Source organism: Streptomyces sp. NPDC045470 (assembly GCF_040646595.1).
In the GTDB taxonomy this organism is placed as follows: Bacteria; Actinomycetota; Actinomycetes; order Streptomycetales; family Streptomycetaceae; genus Streptomyces.
This window is the reverse complement of record NZ_JBEZAN010000039.1, coordinates 1-14,701: the sequence shown is the minus strand read 5'-3', so window position 1 is coordinate 14,701 and position 14,701 is coordinate 1. Positions and strand designations below refer to the sequence as shown.

Annotated in this window: 11 protein-coding genes and 2 pseudogenes; 10 read left to right on the top strand and 3 right to left on the bottom strand. The window is 70.6% G+C overall.

The window, feature by feature from the left end:
- Positions 1 to 18 precede the first annotated feature (18 nt).
- The 4 genes and pseudogenes from AB0A97_RS40910 to AB0A97_RS40895 all read left to right on the top strand — a co-directional run bounded on the left by AB0A97_RS40910 (position 19) and on the right by AB0A97_RS40895 (position 5,502).
- Positions 19 to 1,617, top strand: a complete 1,599-nt coding sequence (locus AB0A97_RS40910) for an ABC transporter substrate-binding protein (RefSeq protein WP_361160979.1) — start codon at positions 19 to 21, stop codon at positions 1,615 to 1,617.
- Between the two features lie 104 nt (positions 1,618 to 1,721).
- Positions 1,722 to 2,669 carry an ABC transporter permease gene (locus AB0A97_RS40905; RefSeq protein WP_361161032.1) on the top strand — a complete coding sequence of 316 codons (948 nt, stop codon included), beginning with the start codon at positions 1,722 to 1,724 and terminating at the stop codon, positions 2,667 to 2,669.
- 95 nt (positions 2,670 to 2,764) lie between these two features.
- Positions 2,765 to 3,577 (top strand): annotated as a pseudogene (locus AB0A97_RS40900) (ABC transporter permease subunit); the annotation flags it as partial.
- A 224-nt stretch (positions 3,578 to 3,801) separates the two neighbouring features.
- Positions 3,802 to 5,502: an ATP-binding cassette domain-containing protein gene (locus AB0A97_RS40895; RefSeq protein WP_361160976.1), complete on the top strand. Its 1,701-nt coding sequence runs from the start codon at positions 3,802 to 3,804 to the stop codon at positions 5,500 to 5,502.
- A gap of 194 nt (positions 5,503 to 5,696) precedes the next feature.
- On the opposite strand, the gene AB0A97_RS40890 is transcribed toward AB0A97_RS40895, so the two are convergent.
- The 3 genes from AB0A97_RS40890 to AB0A97_RS40880 form a co-directional block, all read right to left on the bottom strand.
- Positions 5,697 to 6,368 (bottom strand): class I SAM-dependent methyltransferase, encoded by a 672-nt coding sequence (locus AB0A97_RS40890; protein WP_361160973.1) that lies wholly within the window; start codon positions 6,366 to 6,368, stop codon positions 5,697 to 5,699.
- Positions 6,369 to 6,471: 103 nt separating this feature from the next.
- Complete coding sequence (locus tag AB0A97_RS40885; protein ID WP_361160970.1) at positions 6,472 to 6,816, bottom strand: ABC transporter permease; 345 nt, start codon at positions 6,814 to 6,816, stop codon at positions 6,472 to 6,474.
- Between the two features lie 181 nt (positions 6,817 to 6,997).
- Positions 6,998 to 7,210: a hypothetical protein gene (locus AB0A97_RS40880; protein ID WP_361160967.1), complete on the bottom strand. Its 213-nt coding sequence runs from the start codon at positions 7,208 to 7,210 to the stop codon at positions 6,998 to 7,000.
- A gap of 738 nt (positions 7,211 to 7,948) precedes the next feature.
- Here AB0A97_RS40880 and AB0A97_RS40875 point away from each other — a divergent pair.
- The 6 genes and pseudogenes from AB0A97_RS40875 to AB0A97_RS40850 form a co-directional block, all read left to right on the top strand.
- Positions 7,949 to 8,563 (top strand): hypothetical protein, encoded by a 615-nt coding sequence (locus tag AB0A97_RS40875; RefSeq protein ID WP_361160964.1) that lies wholly within the window; start codon positions 7,949 to 7,951, stop codon positions 8,561 to 8,563.
- Between the two features lie 415 nt (positions 8,564 to 8,978).
- Complete coding sequence (locus AB0A97_RS40870) at positions 8,979 to 10,577, top strand: trypsin-like serine protease (RefSeq protein WP_361160961.1); 1,599 nt, start codon at positions 8,979 to 8,981, stop codon at positions 10,575 to 10,577.
- A 238-nt stretch (positions 10,578 to 10,815) separates the two neighbouring features.
- Positions 10,816 to 11,082, top strand: a pseudogene (locus AB0A97_RS40865) (hypothetical protein); the annotation flags it as partial.
- An 845-nt stretch (positions 11,083 to 11,927) separates the two neighbouring features.
- Positions 11,928 to 12,212: a hypothetical protein gene (locus tag AB0A97_RS40860; RefSeq protein WP_361161035.1), complete on the top strand. Its 285-nt coding sequence runs from the start codon at positions 11,928 to 11,930 to the stop codon at positions 12,210 to 12,212.
- A 165-nt stretch (positions 12,213 to 12,377) separates the two neighbouring features.
- Positions 12,378 to 14,222, top strand: coding sequence for a trypsin-like peptidase domain-containing protein (locus AB0A97_RS40855; protein WP_361160958.1), 1,845 nt, complete (start codon positions 12,378 to 12,380; stop codon positions 14,220 to 14,222).
- A gap of 351 nt (positions 14,223 to 14,573) precedes the next feature.
- On the top strand, positions 14,574 to 14,701 hold a 128-nt coding region (locus AB0A97_RS40850), incomplete at its 3' end, for a glycosyltransferase (protein WP_361161030.1).

Genomic DNA, 14,701 nt, shown 5'->3' with positions numbered 1-14,701 from the left:
CACGAGGCGAGACCCACCATGACCGAACTCCCTCCCCCCGAGCGGGAAACCACCGTTCCGCCCGGCCTGCGGCGGCGCGGTTTCCTCGCCGCGACCGCGGGCGCCACGGCCGCCGCGGGACTCGTCCTGGCCGGCTGCGGTACCGGATCCGGCTCGCCGGGCAGCGGGGGCGGCGCACCCCGGCGCGGCGGCCGGCTGCGCGCGGCCTTCGCCGGTGGCGGCGCCTCCGAAACCCTCGACCCGCACCTGGGCAACCTCTTCGCCGACGCCGCCCGCGCCAAGGCCCTCTACGACAAGCTGGCCGACTGCGGCACCGACATGTCCGCCCGCCCCCGCCTGGCCGCCAAGTGGGAGCCCGACGACACCCTCGACCGCTGGCGGGTCACCCTGCGCAAGGCCGCCTTCCACAACGGCAAGCCGGTCACCGCCGAGGACGTCCTCTACAGCTTCCGCCGCATAGCCGACCCGAAGAAGGCATACCGCGCCAAGGCGTCCCTGGAACCCATCGACCTGGCCGCCAGCCGCGCGGTCTCCCCGGACACCGTGGAGTTCCGGCTGAAGCGCCCCACCGCCGAATTCGCCAACGTGCTGGCCGCGTTCGGCGCGTACATCGTCCCGGACGGCACGACCGACGCGGACTTCGCCCGGCCGGTCGGCTCCGGCCCTTTCCGCTTCGTCTCCTTCACGCCGGGCCGTTCCTGCGTCGTCCGGCGCAACGACGCCTACTGGGACGGCGCGCCGCACCTGGACGAGCTGGAGTTCGTCGTCGCCAACGAGGAATCCGCGCGGATCAACGCCCTGCTCGGCGGCCAGGTCGAGTACGCGCACGAACTCAACCCCACCACCGCGCGCGCCCACGAGGGCAAGGGCCAGGTCGAGATCGTACGGCTGCGCAACAGCGCCATGCAGTCCTTCGCGATGAAGACCGACCGCGCCCCCTTCGACGACAAGCGGGTCCGCGAGGCGTTCTTCCTCATCGCCGACCGCAAGGAACTCGTCGACGGCGCCCTCTCCGGCGCGGGCGAGATCGGCAACGACCTGTTCGGGAAGGGGTACGAGTACTACGCCGCCGACCTGCCGCAGCGCCACCAGGACCTCGACCGGGCCCGGCACCTCCTCAAGCAGGCCGGTGCCGAGGACCTGCGCCTCACCCTCGACACCTCGCCCGTCGCCGCCGGGTTCACCGAGGCGGCCGGCATCTTCCGCGACCAGGCCGCCAAGGCGGGCGTGACCGTCCAGGTGAAGTCCGGCAGCAAGGACAGTTACTGGAGCGACATCCTCGACTCCGGCACCCTGTGCTGCTACCGCTCCGGCGCCATGCCCATCGAGTCGCACTTCTCGCAGCGGCTGCTGAGCGGTTCGACCACCAACGCCACCCAGTGGCGGCACAAGGACTTCGACGCCCTGTACCAGCAGGCCCAGTCCACCAAGGACAAGAAGGAACGGGCGGCGGTGTACGGGCGGATGCAGCGCCGCCTGTACACCGAGGGCGGCTTCCTGGTGTGGGGTTTCGCGGACTGGATCGTCGGCACCTCCCGCCGTGTGCACGGCGTGGCGCACGACGCGCCCGCCAACACCCTGGACTGGGCCCGCTTCGACACGGTGTGGCTGGCGTGAGCGCACCCATCGTGCCACCCCGGCCGCGCGCGGGACCTGCCGGACGTCCCGGCCGCGCCGGCCGCGGCGGCGGCCTCGGACGCGTCGGACCAGCCGTACCGGCCGTGCTGCGGTCCTGGCTCGCGCGCCGGCTGCTGCTCGGTGTCGCGCAGACCGCCGCCGTCGTGCTGCTGGTCTTCGTGCTCACCGAGGCGCTGCCCGGGGACGCCGCCGTCGCCCTGGCGGGCGACCAGCCCGACCCGGCCCGCATCGCGGCCATCCGTACGGAGATGGGCCTGGACCGCCCGGCCGCCGAACGGCTCGCCGACTGGGTGCTGGGACTGCTCCACGGCGATCTCGGGACCTCGCTGACCTCCGGCCGGCCCGTCGCGGCCTACCTCGCCGACGGCTTCGGACCCACTCTGCTGCTCGCCGCCGTCACCGTGGTGCTGCTGGTGCCGGCCGGGGTGGGGCTCGGCGTCCTGGCCGCGCGCCGCGAAGGCTCCCTCGCGGACCGGTTGGTCAGCTCCATCACCCTCGCGGTGTACGCCGTACCGGAGTTCGCCCTCGGCGTGCTGCTGGTCACCCTCTTCGCCCTCCGGCTGGGGTGGCTGCCGCCGACCGCCGTCGGCTCCGGCGGTGACCTGCTCGCCCAGCCGGCCGTCCTCGTCCTGCCCGTCCTCGTGCTGCTCTCCCGCCCCGTCTGCTCGGTCAGCCGCCTGGTACGGGCCGGGATGATCGACGCGCTGCGGTCCCCGTACGCCCGGCAGGCGGCCCGCTACGGGGTGTCCGCGGTGCGCGTCCGGTACGCGCACGCCCTGCCGAACGCCCTCGCGCCCGCCGCCCAGCAACTCGCCCGTACCGTCGACTGGCTGCTGTGCGGAGTGATCGTCGTCGAGGCGCTGTTCGTCATTCCGGGCCTGGGCACCGTCCTGATGAACGCGGTCGCCGAACGCGACGTCCCCGTGGTTCAGGGCCTGGCCGTGGTCTTCGGCCTGGTCGCGGTCGTCCTCAACCTCGGCGCGGACCTGGTCGCCCGCCGGCTCGCGCCTCGGGCGGGGGTGGCGGCGTGATGCGGAAGCCGAAGGGGTCGGTGGGGTGGCTGACCGGGGCGGCACGGAAGCGCACCCGTATGGCTGGGTGGTGGACCGGGCTGACACGGAAGCCCATGCGTACGGTTGGGCGGCTGACCGGTCTGACACGGAAGCCCCTCCGTACGGCTGGGCGGCGGACCGGCCTGGCCGGACTGCTGATCGCCGGTGTTCCCCTCCTCCTCGCCCTCCTCGGGCCGCTGCTGGCAGGCGAACCCGGCCCGCGGTCCGCGTCCTTCACGCTCGGTGGCGGCCACTGGCTCGGCACCGACTTCGTCGGCCGCGACGTGGTGCGGCAGATCCTGCTCGGCGGACAGTCGGTGGTGCTCGTGGCCCTGGCCGCCACCGCACTCGCCTACGCGGTCGCCGTCCCACTGGGGCTGGCCGCCGCCCTCACCCACCGCACCTGGCTCGAAGAACTGCTGATGCGCCCGCTGGACGTGCTGCTCGCGGTGCCGTCACTGCTGCTCATCCTCCTGGTCGCCGCCGTCTTCTCACCGGGCGCCGCGGGGCTCGCGCTGCTGGTGGCCCTCGTCAACATCCCGGACGCGGCCAGAATCGTCCGCGCCGCCGCCTCGGAAGCGGCCGCGCGCCCCGCCGTCGAGGCGCTGCGCATGCAGGGCGAGACCTGGTGGCGTACGGCGATCGGCTACGTCGGCCGGTCGGCGCTGCGCACCTTCGCCGCCGACGCGGGCGTCCGACTGACCGGCGTGCTCTACCTCGTCGCCACCGCCGCCTTCCTGGGCGTCGGCGTGGAACCGGACGCGGCGGACTGGGCGGTCATGGTCGACCGCAACCGCACCGGGCTCTTCGTGCAGCCGTGGGCCGTGGTGGTGCCCGCACTGCTGATCGTGGCGTTGTCGATGGGCGGGAACCTGGTGGTGGATGCGGTGCTGGGAGGGGAGGGGCGGAGGTCGAGGGCGGTTGCGCCTGTCACGCCTGACACGCCTGACACGCCTGACACGCCTGACACGCCTGTCAGGCGTGACAAGCCCGACGCGCCCGCTGCGTCTGAAGCCTCTGGCATGCCTGGTGTGACCGATGCGGCCGATGTTGCCGATGTGGTCGATGCGGCCGATATGACCGATGTATCTGACGTGAAGGAGGGGCGCCGGTGAGCGCGGCAGTGGACGTCGTCGCCGAGGTCGAGGGTCTGCGGGTGGAGGTCGGCGGCCGGGCCGTCGTCGACGGAGTAAGCCTTCGGGTCCGCGCGGGCACGGTGACCGCCCTCGTCGGCGCCTCCGGCAGCGGCAAGACCACGACCGGACTGGCCCTGCTCGGCACCTACCCGCCGGGCGCCCGGGTCTCCGGGACGGTGACGGTCACGGATCGCCTGGTCGGCCACGTACCGCAGCACCCGGCGACGGTCCTCAATCCCGCCCGCCGGGCCGGTGCCCTGCTGACCGACATCGCCCGTACGCAGGTGCGCCACCTGCCGCGCCGCGACCGCGCCCGAGCTGCCGCGACCCGCATCGACGAGGCGCTCTCCCGTGCCCAACTCACCGAACCCTCAGAACTCCTGCGTCGCTACCCGCACCAGCTTTCCGGCGGCCAGCAGCAGCGCGTCGTGCTCGCCCAAGCCCTGTTGCTGGGCGCCCGCGTCGTGGTCGCCGACGAACCGACCACCGGACAGGACGCCCTCACCAAGCGCCGCATCGTCGCGGAGCTGGTGTCGGTCGTCCGGCAGGGCATCGGCGTCCTGCTGCTCAGCCACGACTTGGACGTGGTGCGTGAACTGGCCGACGAGGTCGTGGTCCTGAAGGACGGGCGGGTGGTCGAGGCAGGGCCCGTCGAACAGGTGGTGACGGGGGCACAGCATGCGTGGACGCGCCGGTTGTTCGGGTTGGGGGAGGAGGACGGCGCCGTACCGGGGCCGATGGGCGACATCGGGCCTGACCAGGCCCCGGAGGTGCGAAGCGACGCCGACGCCGACGCCGACACCGACGCCGATCCTGATGAAGCCGTGGAGGTGCCCGAAACACCCGAAGTGACCGAAATGCGGAGCGGGAGCGATGCCGTACTCGAAGTACGGGACCTGACCGCCCACCACCGCGGCGGCGCCCGCCGTACCGTCGACGTGCTGCGCGATGTCTCCCTGCGCGTCCGGCCAGGCGAACGGGTGGTGGTCGTCGGCCGTTCCGGCAGCGGCAAGACCACCCTCGGCCGGTGCCTGGCAGGACTGCACCGTACGTACGACGGCGAGGTCCACCTCGACGGCGTACGGTTGCCCAGCAGCCTCCGCGACCGTACACCCCGACAACTGGCCGCGGTGCAGTACGTGTTCCAGGACGCGCACGCCTCCTTCGACGAACACCGCACGCTGCTGGCACAGGTCGCGCGTACGGCGGTGCGCCTGCGCGGGGCCACACCCACGGACGCCGCGCGGCAGGCAGAAGTGCTGCTCGCGGAGGTCGGGCTCCGCGAGCAGCACCTCCACAGCCGACCGGGCCGGCTCTCCGGAGGCGAACTCCAGCGCGCGGCACTCGCCCGCGCCCTGCTCGCCCGCCCCCGCGTCCTGGTCTGCGACGAGATCACCTCGGGCCTGGACACGGTGACCCGGCGGACCATCCTCGCCGTCCTCGACCGGCTGCTGCACGACCAGCCGGACCTGGCGCTGGTGTGGATCACGCACGATCTGGGCACGGCCGCCCGGGCCGACCGCATCCTGGTGCTGGACGCCGGCGACGTGGTCGAACAGGGACCCGTCACCCGCGTCCTGACGGCCCCTGGCCACCCCTTCACGGCGGCTCTCGTCGAGGCGTCGGGGGAGGGACGTGAGGCGAACCGGGAACCGCGTACGGCGACACGGGCATAGGGCGGCCGAAGGCGAACAAGCGGGCAGGAGGACCAAGGGAAGCCAAGGGAGCCAAAAAGTAACCCACGGGGCACGGAGGGGCACCAAGGCAGGCGGTAGACAGGCCCCGCCACGTCCGCTCGCCCCCCTTCCGGGCCCCTTTTCCCGCTCCCCTCCCCGATCCCCCTCCCCCTCCCCCTCCCCGATCCCCCTCTCTACGCCGGAGCCGCCGCGGCCGGCTTGCGGGCCACGAGGAAGGCCTGAGGCGTCCGTTCGGCGAACTTGCCCTCGTAGGGCTCGCGCACCAGACGGGCACGCACGGGCAGACCCGCCCGGCCCAGCAGGTCGGCCATCTGGTCCGGCTGCCGCCGATGGAAGTCGAGCGAAACCTGTCGGCCGAAAGCCTCCTCCAGGCGCAGCGGCCCGTCTCCCACCTGGAAGGCGGCCAGCAGATGGCCGCCGGGCGCGAGCACCCGGTGGAACTCGGCGAACGCCACCGGCAGCAGCTCCAGCGGTACGTGGATGGTCGAGTACCAGGCCACGACACCGCTGAGGCTGTTGTCGGGGAGGTCGAGAGCCAGCATGGAACCCTCGTCGAAACGCAGGTCCGGGTGCTGACGGCGGGCCACCGCGAGCATGCCCGGTGACAGGTCGATGCCGGAGACGGACAGGCCCAGACCGGCCAGGTGCGCGGTCACCCGGCCGGTGCCGCATCCCACCTCGGCCACGGGCCCGCCACCGCCGGCCTGCACCATCTCGGCGAAGCCCGCGAGCATCGCCCGGTCCAGCGGCTTCGCCTCCAGATCGCCGTGCTCGAAGGCCACGTATTCGTCGGCTATGGCGTCATAGGACTGCCGGGTGTCCTGCAGGAAGTCTGGTTCGGTCATGGAGGAGGACCCTACTGCCCACGTCACAGCCGCCGTCCCACGGCCCGATGTGCACCCGACACCGAACTGCCCTGGTCGACGGATCAGCCTTCCGGCCGGTGGCTCAACCTTCCTGATGGGCGGCGCGAGCGGCGTCGATGAAGTTCTCCAGTGCCTTCCAGAAGGGCGAGAAGGCGGAGCCGAACTCCTGCTGGGCCTCGGAGTCCCCCTCCATGGCCCCCTTGACGCAGCGGTGGAACGTGCCGGTCGTCCGCTGGAGAGCGAGCGCGGCGGCCGCCGCCTCCGGCGGGCCCAGCGCCACACCGGCCGCCGCCTCCGGCGGGCCCAGCGCCACACCGGCCGCCGTGCCGACCGTGCCGCCCACCAGACCGAGCACGGCCGCCTCGGCGATGACGGCGGACCGCACCTGGCGCCCGCGGGCACCGACGGCCCTGAGCAGTGCGAACACCAGGGGCGGCGACTCACGAGCAAGGTTAAGGTGTTGGCGATGACGAACCCGCCGACCAGCAGGACGCGGATGGTGTCACCCACTGTGAGGCCGGCCGTGTCGGCGTCGGGTTTGCTGAGCGCGACCTGGCCCGGTCCGGCGGGAGCCTTGCCCGACTTCACCGTGAAGCGTCTGCTGCGCTTCAGTTCGTGCCCGTCCAGCCCAGGACGGTGGTGGTCCGGAGGAACTTGGAGGAACTCGCCCTCGCGCCGAACAGTCCGGCCCGGCCGAAGATCACACCCTCCGCACGTACGACACCGGGCGTCGTGGCCAGCCGGTCACGGTCCGCGGTGGTGAGCACCGCTTCCCACACCACGCGGCCCTTGTGGCCGAGCAGGTCGCTCGGAAGAACCACGCCAGGGCCACCAGACCCGCGAGCACCACGAACATGCCCACGAAGAGCGGACGGCCGCGTCTGTGGTGGACGTCGGCGGCCGGGGCAACCGGAATGTGCGAGGACGGTGCTCCGGACACGTCGAGGTGCCTTCCGATGACAGTGGGAGAGTCGCGGTGCGGAATCGTCTGCCTCGGCCGCGCCCTGAAGAAGGGTGACCTTGGCGGCACAACGGCCCGTGGCAGCCCCGTTTTTCGGGCGGTTGCGGGAAACCTGGCGTAGTCCGGGCGGGCACGTGGGCCCTGTCTGCCTTCGGCTTCGTCTCGGCCGGCACGGGATCCTCGCCTCCGGCATCGTATCCACCGCCGACCTGGCGTAGTTGTCGCGGGTTGCCGGCTTCGGTTCCGCGGCCGGTGCGGTGCTTGGTCAACCGGCCCTACGGGACGGGGAAGGCCGGTCAGGAAGGCGTTGTCCCACGCGGCTTCGTGGGCGGGAGCAGGGGAACGTCGGCGCTGCTCGAAGCCCATGTCCGGGAGGCCGGGCGTCCCCGGCCGGATGTCGTCAGGGCTGCCGTTGATCACGATGTCCGGGTGGAACAGCGGGAGGGGAGAAGTGAAAGGGAAGCAGTGAAAGGCGAGGTTTGCCGTGGTGAGGGAGCCGCTGCCTGGACACCCCGTGTGGTTGCGCGAAAGAGCCTGGTCAGGTGCCGTTCGGATGGTGTGCGCAAGCCGTACGCGGCGCGCGCTGGGGGGAGTTCGTGTGATTGCGGCTGAGATGAAGCCACAAAGCCTACATATGCTTTACTTCGCGTTCCGTGGGCTGACTGCCGCCCACATTGACTCCCGGAAGGACACCGTGGCGATGCCTCGTGCCCGTAAAGCTTTGCTCACCGGTCTCATCGGCGCGTTCTCCGTATCGGCTGCGATAGCCGGCCTCACGGTCGCGCAAGCCGCACCGCAGTCCGCTGCAACCGCGACCGTGGCCTCGGCAGCCGATGCCGGTATGCCGCCCGCCGTCGAGGACTTCGCTTATCCCGGTGCCGACCGGATTTTCCAGGAGCGGAAAATCATGCTGAAGCGGGGTGACGGTCACATCACGCTGGTCGACTGCGCTGCCGCTCACGACATCATGGTCAAGTCGCGCACCGGCTCGGGTGAGTTCTGTTTCGCGGTCAGTGGCAACAAGGGTTACCTGGCCTTGGAGCTGCCGCAGGCATTCGGCATGTGGACCGAGGGACACCCGGTGCAGGCCAAGGTCACCTCCGACGGCAAGGAAACCGTCATCAATGCTCCCAAGAACGACTACAAGCCTTTCGGTGAGGCCGGAAACGCCGGTCAGTCCACCGTGCTCGTCGAGCTGCGTGTCACCGGCTGACCCATTTTTACGCCATCCGACCGGTCACGACCGGCGTCGGTCGGCCACGCCCGGCCCCGAAATGGACTGACCGGGCCGGGCGCGTACCGGGGAGCAGCGCCGGGAACGGCTGCCGCTCAGCCCCGGAACTTGCCCAAGTAATCCTCGCTTTTCGAGCGGCGATTCAATCGAGCGCCGCATTCGCCTGTAATTGAGGCGGTCTCACGACCGGCCGACAGTTCATCGTTGAAGTCGCGACTGTCCGCCGGAGAATCAGCCGGTGCCCGCATTGAAGGGCCGGCCGGCTGTTTTCACGCAGTGCCGTACAGCTTCCCGATCCTCGGTCCGTAACCGGACGGTGCGCCTTGCTGCGCGAAAACGGGGGAGGGCGTGCACGTCGCTACGTGCCTCATCTGCCATTTCAGGAAAAGGGAAAATGGAAAACATACGTTCCCGTAGGGCGTGGCTGACCGCGGTGGCTGCCGCCGCGGTCGCGAGTGGCGCGCTGGCCACCGTCGCTCCCGCGTTCGCCGTGTCCGGAAGCCCGGTCACGAACGGCTCCTACACATTCGCCGCGAAGCTGGATATCGGTGACGGTGTGCGCAGTTGCTCGGGTGCGCTGGTGGACCGGCAGTGGGTGCTCACCGCTGCCCGGTGCTTCTCCGACGACCCGAACGACACACGAGTTGCCGAAGGTGCGCCCAAGTGGAAGACCACGGTGACCGTCGGCCGTACGGACGTGAGCGCCGCGGGTGGAGCGGTCAGCGAGGTCAGTGAGCTGGTGCCCTACGCGGGCCGGGACCTGGTGATGGCGAAGCTGGCCAAGCCGGTCAGCGGCATCGCCCCGGTCGCCGTCGCCTCGTCCTCGCCCAGGCAGGGCGAGGAGCTGAAGGTCCTCGGGTACGGCCGGACCAAGGCCGAGTGGGTGCCGAACAACCTGCACGCCGGTTCGTTCACGGTCGGTTCGGTCCAGGACGGGAAGCTGGGCATCACCGGCAAGGACTCGGCGGTGTGCAAGGGCGACTCCGGTGGCCCGCAGCTGCGCGAGGCGGCCGGCCGGGTGGAGCTGGTCGGCGTCAACGGCGCCTCGTGGCAGGGCGGTTGCCTGGGCACGGACCCGGCGGAGACCCGTACGGACGCGGTCGGCGCCCGTGTGGACGACATCAGTGCCTGGGTGCAAAAGGTCCGCTACCGGCCGGTCTTCGCCTCAGCGCCATGGGGCAAGGCCACCCACATCGCCACCGGTTACTTCACCGGTGGTTCGGCGGGCGGTACCCGGCACATGGACATGATCGTGCGCTGGAACGATGCCGAGGTGACCCTCTACGAGGGTGCCGAGGACAAGGATGCCAAGACGCCCTTCGTCGCCGAGTACCAGCTAGCGGCGCCCAACACCCCGACGAAGAAGAGCACCTGGGACTATGCGCGGGGGATCACCGGTGCCAGCTTCGGCGACGGCACGGACGGTCTGGTGGTGCGCTGGAGCGACGGTGAACTGACCCAGTACACCCACGTGGACAAGAAGGGCTTTCACGGGGAGAAGATGCTGGCCAAGAGCGCGGACTGGACGAAGGCCGCGCAGATCACCGCGGGCCGGTACACCGCCAACGCGCAGCGCGACGACCTGCTGGTCGTCTGGAACGACGGCCACGTCACGCTCCACCCCGACCTGAACACGAACGGCGTGAAGCCGGCCTCTCAGAAGGTGCTGACCAAGGCGAACACGACGTGGCCGCACGCCACACAGATCACCTCGGGCGAGTTCACCGGCAAGAAGACCGCGGACCTGCTGGTGCGCTGGTCCGACGGTGAGGCCACCATCTACCCGGGCGTGGACACCGCCGGCTTCCACGGCGAGACGCAGATCCGCCCGCAGGGGTCCGCCTGGACCAACGCGACCGTGGTCGGCGCGGGTGCCTTCGTCGCCAACGATCGGCCCAACGACGTCATCGTGCGCTGGGCCAACGGGTCGCTGAGCATGTACCCGGGTGTAGACGCCCAGGGGCTGCACGGCGAGGTCAAGATCGTCGGCTGATCCGAGCCAATGACCGGTCCGGCCGGTCCGTCCGTAACACCGTGGACGGACCGGCCGGACCTCCCGCCCTCCGGTGGGGGCGCTGTCCCGGAACGGAACCGGGGCGGTGCCGCGCTCGACCTGCCCAACCTTTTGAAGGGGGCAGTGAACCGCAGGGGCCGGCGGGAGATGGTGAAAAGCCGTCCGGTGCTATCGGTTTTCCGGCTACGGCTTTGGCTGCGTATCGGAAGGCGGAGGGGTGCGGGGGAGTCAGCCGTCGTGTCGTCTGCCGTGGGAGTTGGTGGCGGGGATCGGGCGGGTGCAGTCGGTGCATGCGTCGGGTTACGGGTTGCGTGGTGACGGCGCGGCCGATTCGGGGTCGCGGTTGGAAGGGGTGCAGTTCGCGCTGATCCGGGACACCGATGGGGGACGGTGGGGCGGGGACGCGGTGTCCGACCGTGCGGTGGGGCCGACGCAGTTCATTCCGTCGACGTGGGGGAGCTGGGGCGCGGACGGTAATGGTGACGGGGTCAAGGACCCGAACAATATGTTTGATGCGGCATTGGGTACGGCGCGTTATCTGTGTGCGGGGGATAGGGATCTGAGCCGGGGAGCCGATCTGGACCGGGCTGGGTTGAGTTACAACAAACCCCGTGCGTATGTGAATGCCGTACGGAAGTGGATGGACACCTATCGGGGCGCCGGGGTCACTGAGACGCCGGACGACGCTCCGGCCACGCCGCACCGGCCCGTCTCCGCGGAGAGAACCTCTGAGACACGCCTGGGTCCCCTTGCGGGGCAGGGGCAGGGGCAGGGGCAGGGGGCAAGAGTGGGCCCGGGAGCGCCGGTGGAGTGTGGCGCCCTGTCGTATCTCCTGCACCGCCGCGTCCGGCGGACAAGCCTGCTCCTGAGCCCGTCGAGAAGCCGAAACCTGTCGTGGAACACCGCGTCGTGCTCAGGCTGGAGCCCCTCGGCGAGCGTGAGCTGGGGGCCGAGGCCGGGCGGCCTGTCGTCAGGCGTGCGCAGGTGCGAGCTGTCGATGTTCATGGGTACGCCGTTCCCGGGCGCTCGGAACACCTTCCGTCTCGGCGGTACTGGTGGGGCCGGCAGCACCGGAGGGATAGGTTTCTCCGCCGCGCCCCACACGATCACCGACACCGCACCCGACACCACCACCGTGATCTCCGACTCCCACGGCACGGCCCCCGCCCCCGCACCGCCCTCCAGGCCGGCGACCACCCCGGCCGCTGCACGGTCGTCGCGACAGCTCCGGGTGTGCGCGGACCGGCCGTCGTCTTCACCGTCACGGTTCGTCCCGCCGCGGAACCCACGGCCGATCACCTGGAGTTGTGGGATCAGGAGACAGCGGACTTGCCCGAGTTGTCGCGAGCCGAGACGGGGAGCCGCTTCCCCGGCCTTCCGTCGCTGCGGGCCAGGGACCGCGCTCGGCCCGCCTCCGGGGTGCGGATCACCGCCACCATCCGCCCCGCGGACCGGGAGGAGGGCACCGTGGACGGCACGGTCGGGCCGTATTTCGAAGGCGTGCACGGCGCGGCGGTCCGTACTCTTACCCTGCCGCCCGCCGGTGCGGACGGCCGTGTCACGCTGCCGACGCTGTTCTCCGATCAGCGTCCGGCACCTACACCCTTCGTCTGACCACTCCGTCCGGGACCGTGCTGTACCTCCCCTGACGGTCACACCGCCCGTGAGCGGGACCCGCAGTACCCTGCTACGCCCTCTTCGTCCTTTTCGCCCCCTTCCCTTTCGGCCCACGTGGCCGGGCGCTGTCCCGGCCACGTCTTCCCCAACGGAAAAAACTTCATGAGACGCATACCTCGCCTGCGCACCGCCGCCATCGGCGTCTGCACGTCGGTCGCCCTCGCCGTCCCGGCGGCCACCGCCTTCGCCGTCCCCCTTCCGAGCCCGAGCGGGCCGGCCTCGGCGCCGCGCACGTCCGGGGACGTACCTGCCGATCAGCTGCGTGAGGCGCGTGAGGTGCAGCGGTACTGGACGCCGGAACGTATCCGCAGTGCGGTGCCGGTGGAGACCGCCGAGGCCGGGGCGAAGAGCGAGGGCGGTCAGCCCGCGCCCGGCGTGCGGCGCAAGCGGTCGGCGGAGCCGACCCACCAGGTGGCCGAGGGCATCGCCACCGTCGGCGTGTTCCTGCTGCGCGGCAACGACGGGTCCGCCACCTCGAACCAGTTCTGTACGGCCAGTACCGTCACGTCGGGGTCCAAGAGTGTCGTGGTCACGGCCGCGCACTGCCTCAAGGGCAACACCTCGCTGCGTGACGCCGCCTTCGTCCCCGGCTACCGCGCCGGGACGACCAAGGCGGGCCAGGCCGGCGAGACGCCGTACGGGATCTTCCCCGTCCTGGACGGCAAGGTCTGGATCGACCACCGCTACCAGCAGGACCCGGCCGACGACGACGTGGACTTCGCCTTCCTGCGGGTGGGGGTCAATACGCAGGGGCAGCTGCTGGAGGACGCCGCAGGTCCGGGCAACACCCTTACAGCCGTCGATTCCGCGCACCTGGCGCGCGCGGGGGTGACGGTCGTCGGGTATCCGGGTGGGCAGAAGACGCCGTTGTCGTGCACGAATGACACCCGGGCATTCCAGGGCCGTTTCATGGAGATTCAGTGTGACGGTTACCGGGCGGGCGTCAGCGGCGGTCCGTTCATCGAGGATTTCGACGGACAGCGCGGCAATCTGGTCGGTGTCATCGGCGGTTACAAGACCGGCGGGCAGTACGACCACACCTCATACGCCTCGCAGTTCGACGACGACGCGACGTGGCTCTACCGGCAGACTGTCACCGATCTTCCCCTGGACGGGAAATTCACCATGGGCGGATCCGGCACCTGGCAGCACGCCCGCGCGATGACCGCCGGCAGTTTCCACAGTGCCTCGGTACGGCGCCGTACCAGTGACCTGATCGTGCGTTGGTCGGACGGGGAGGTCTCCCTCTACCCGGGCAATGGCGCCTACGGTTTCGGCAAGGACGTACAGCTGGCCAAGGACCCGGAATGGAAGAACGCGGCGGTGATGACCGTGGGTGACTTCACCGGGGACGGCACCAGCGATCTTCTGGTGCGCTGGACGAACGGCAAGGTGACCCTTTACAAGGACGTCAACGAGACCAACAAGCTCAAGAACGCCATCCAGCTCAAGGCACCGAACGGTACCTGGACGCAGGCGGTGGGAATGACCGCCGGCCGCTTCGGCGGCGGCAACACCCGCAGCGACGACGTCGTGGTCCAGTGGGCCAACGGCCGCGTCACCTTCTTCACCAACGTCGACGCCAACGGCTTCCACGCCGAGTCCCGGCTGGCCGCCCCCAACGACACCTGGCCGCACGCCCGTGACCTGGCGGCCGGCGACTTCAACCCGGCCACCGGCGACCAGGACCTCTTCGTACGCTGGTCCGACGGCGAAGTCACCGCCTACGACAACGTCGGCGCCAACCAGCTCAAGTCCGAACACCGGCTGCGCCCCGCGAAGTCGAACTGGAACGGGGTCAGCCTCGCCACGGTCGGCGCCTTCGGCGGTGAAGCCGCACGTAGCGACGATGTGGTCGTCCTGTGGCCCAACGGCCGTCTCACGCTCAACGGCGACACCACCACCTCCTCCCTCAACCGCGAGCGGACCCTCGTCCCCGCGTCCTAGCACCTAGCTCCTGGACCTGCCCGAGCCCTCTGTGGGCCCGAGCCCTCTGTGGGCCCGAGCCCTTTGTTGGCCCGAGCCCTTTGTGGGCCCGAGCCCTTTGCGGGCCTGAGTCCTGCCCGTGCGCCGGGGAGCCCTCCGTGTGCCCCGTGCCCCGCCGAAGCGTGCTCAGCCTCGGCGGGGCACGGCGTCGCGCCGGACCACGAGGCCTCCGGCGCCTCGGAGGGGACAGGGCGCCACCCGCAGTCATCACCGCGCTGCGGCCTGTCGTACACTGTTGCGATTTGTGGGCGATATGGCGTCTTGGCGCGGATAAACCCTCATCTTTTGCCTAGTGGTCGTCTTTTCGGAGAGATGGTTTCTGTGACCGAAATCTCAGTCGTCGTAATCGTCTACAACGATGCCGAGCGGTTGCCTGCTGCGGTGCAGTCGGTGCTGGATCAGTCGTTCGGTGATGTTGAGGTGGTGATTGTCGATGACTG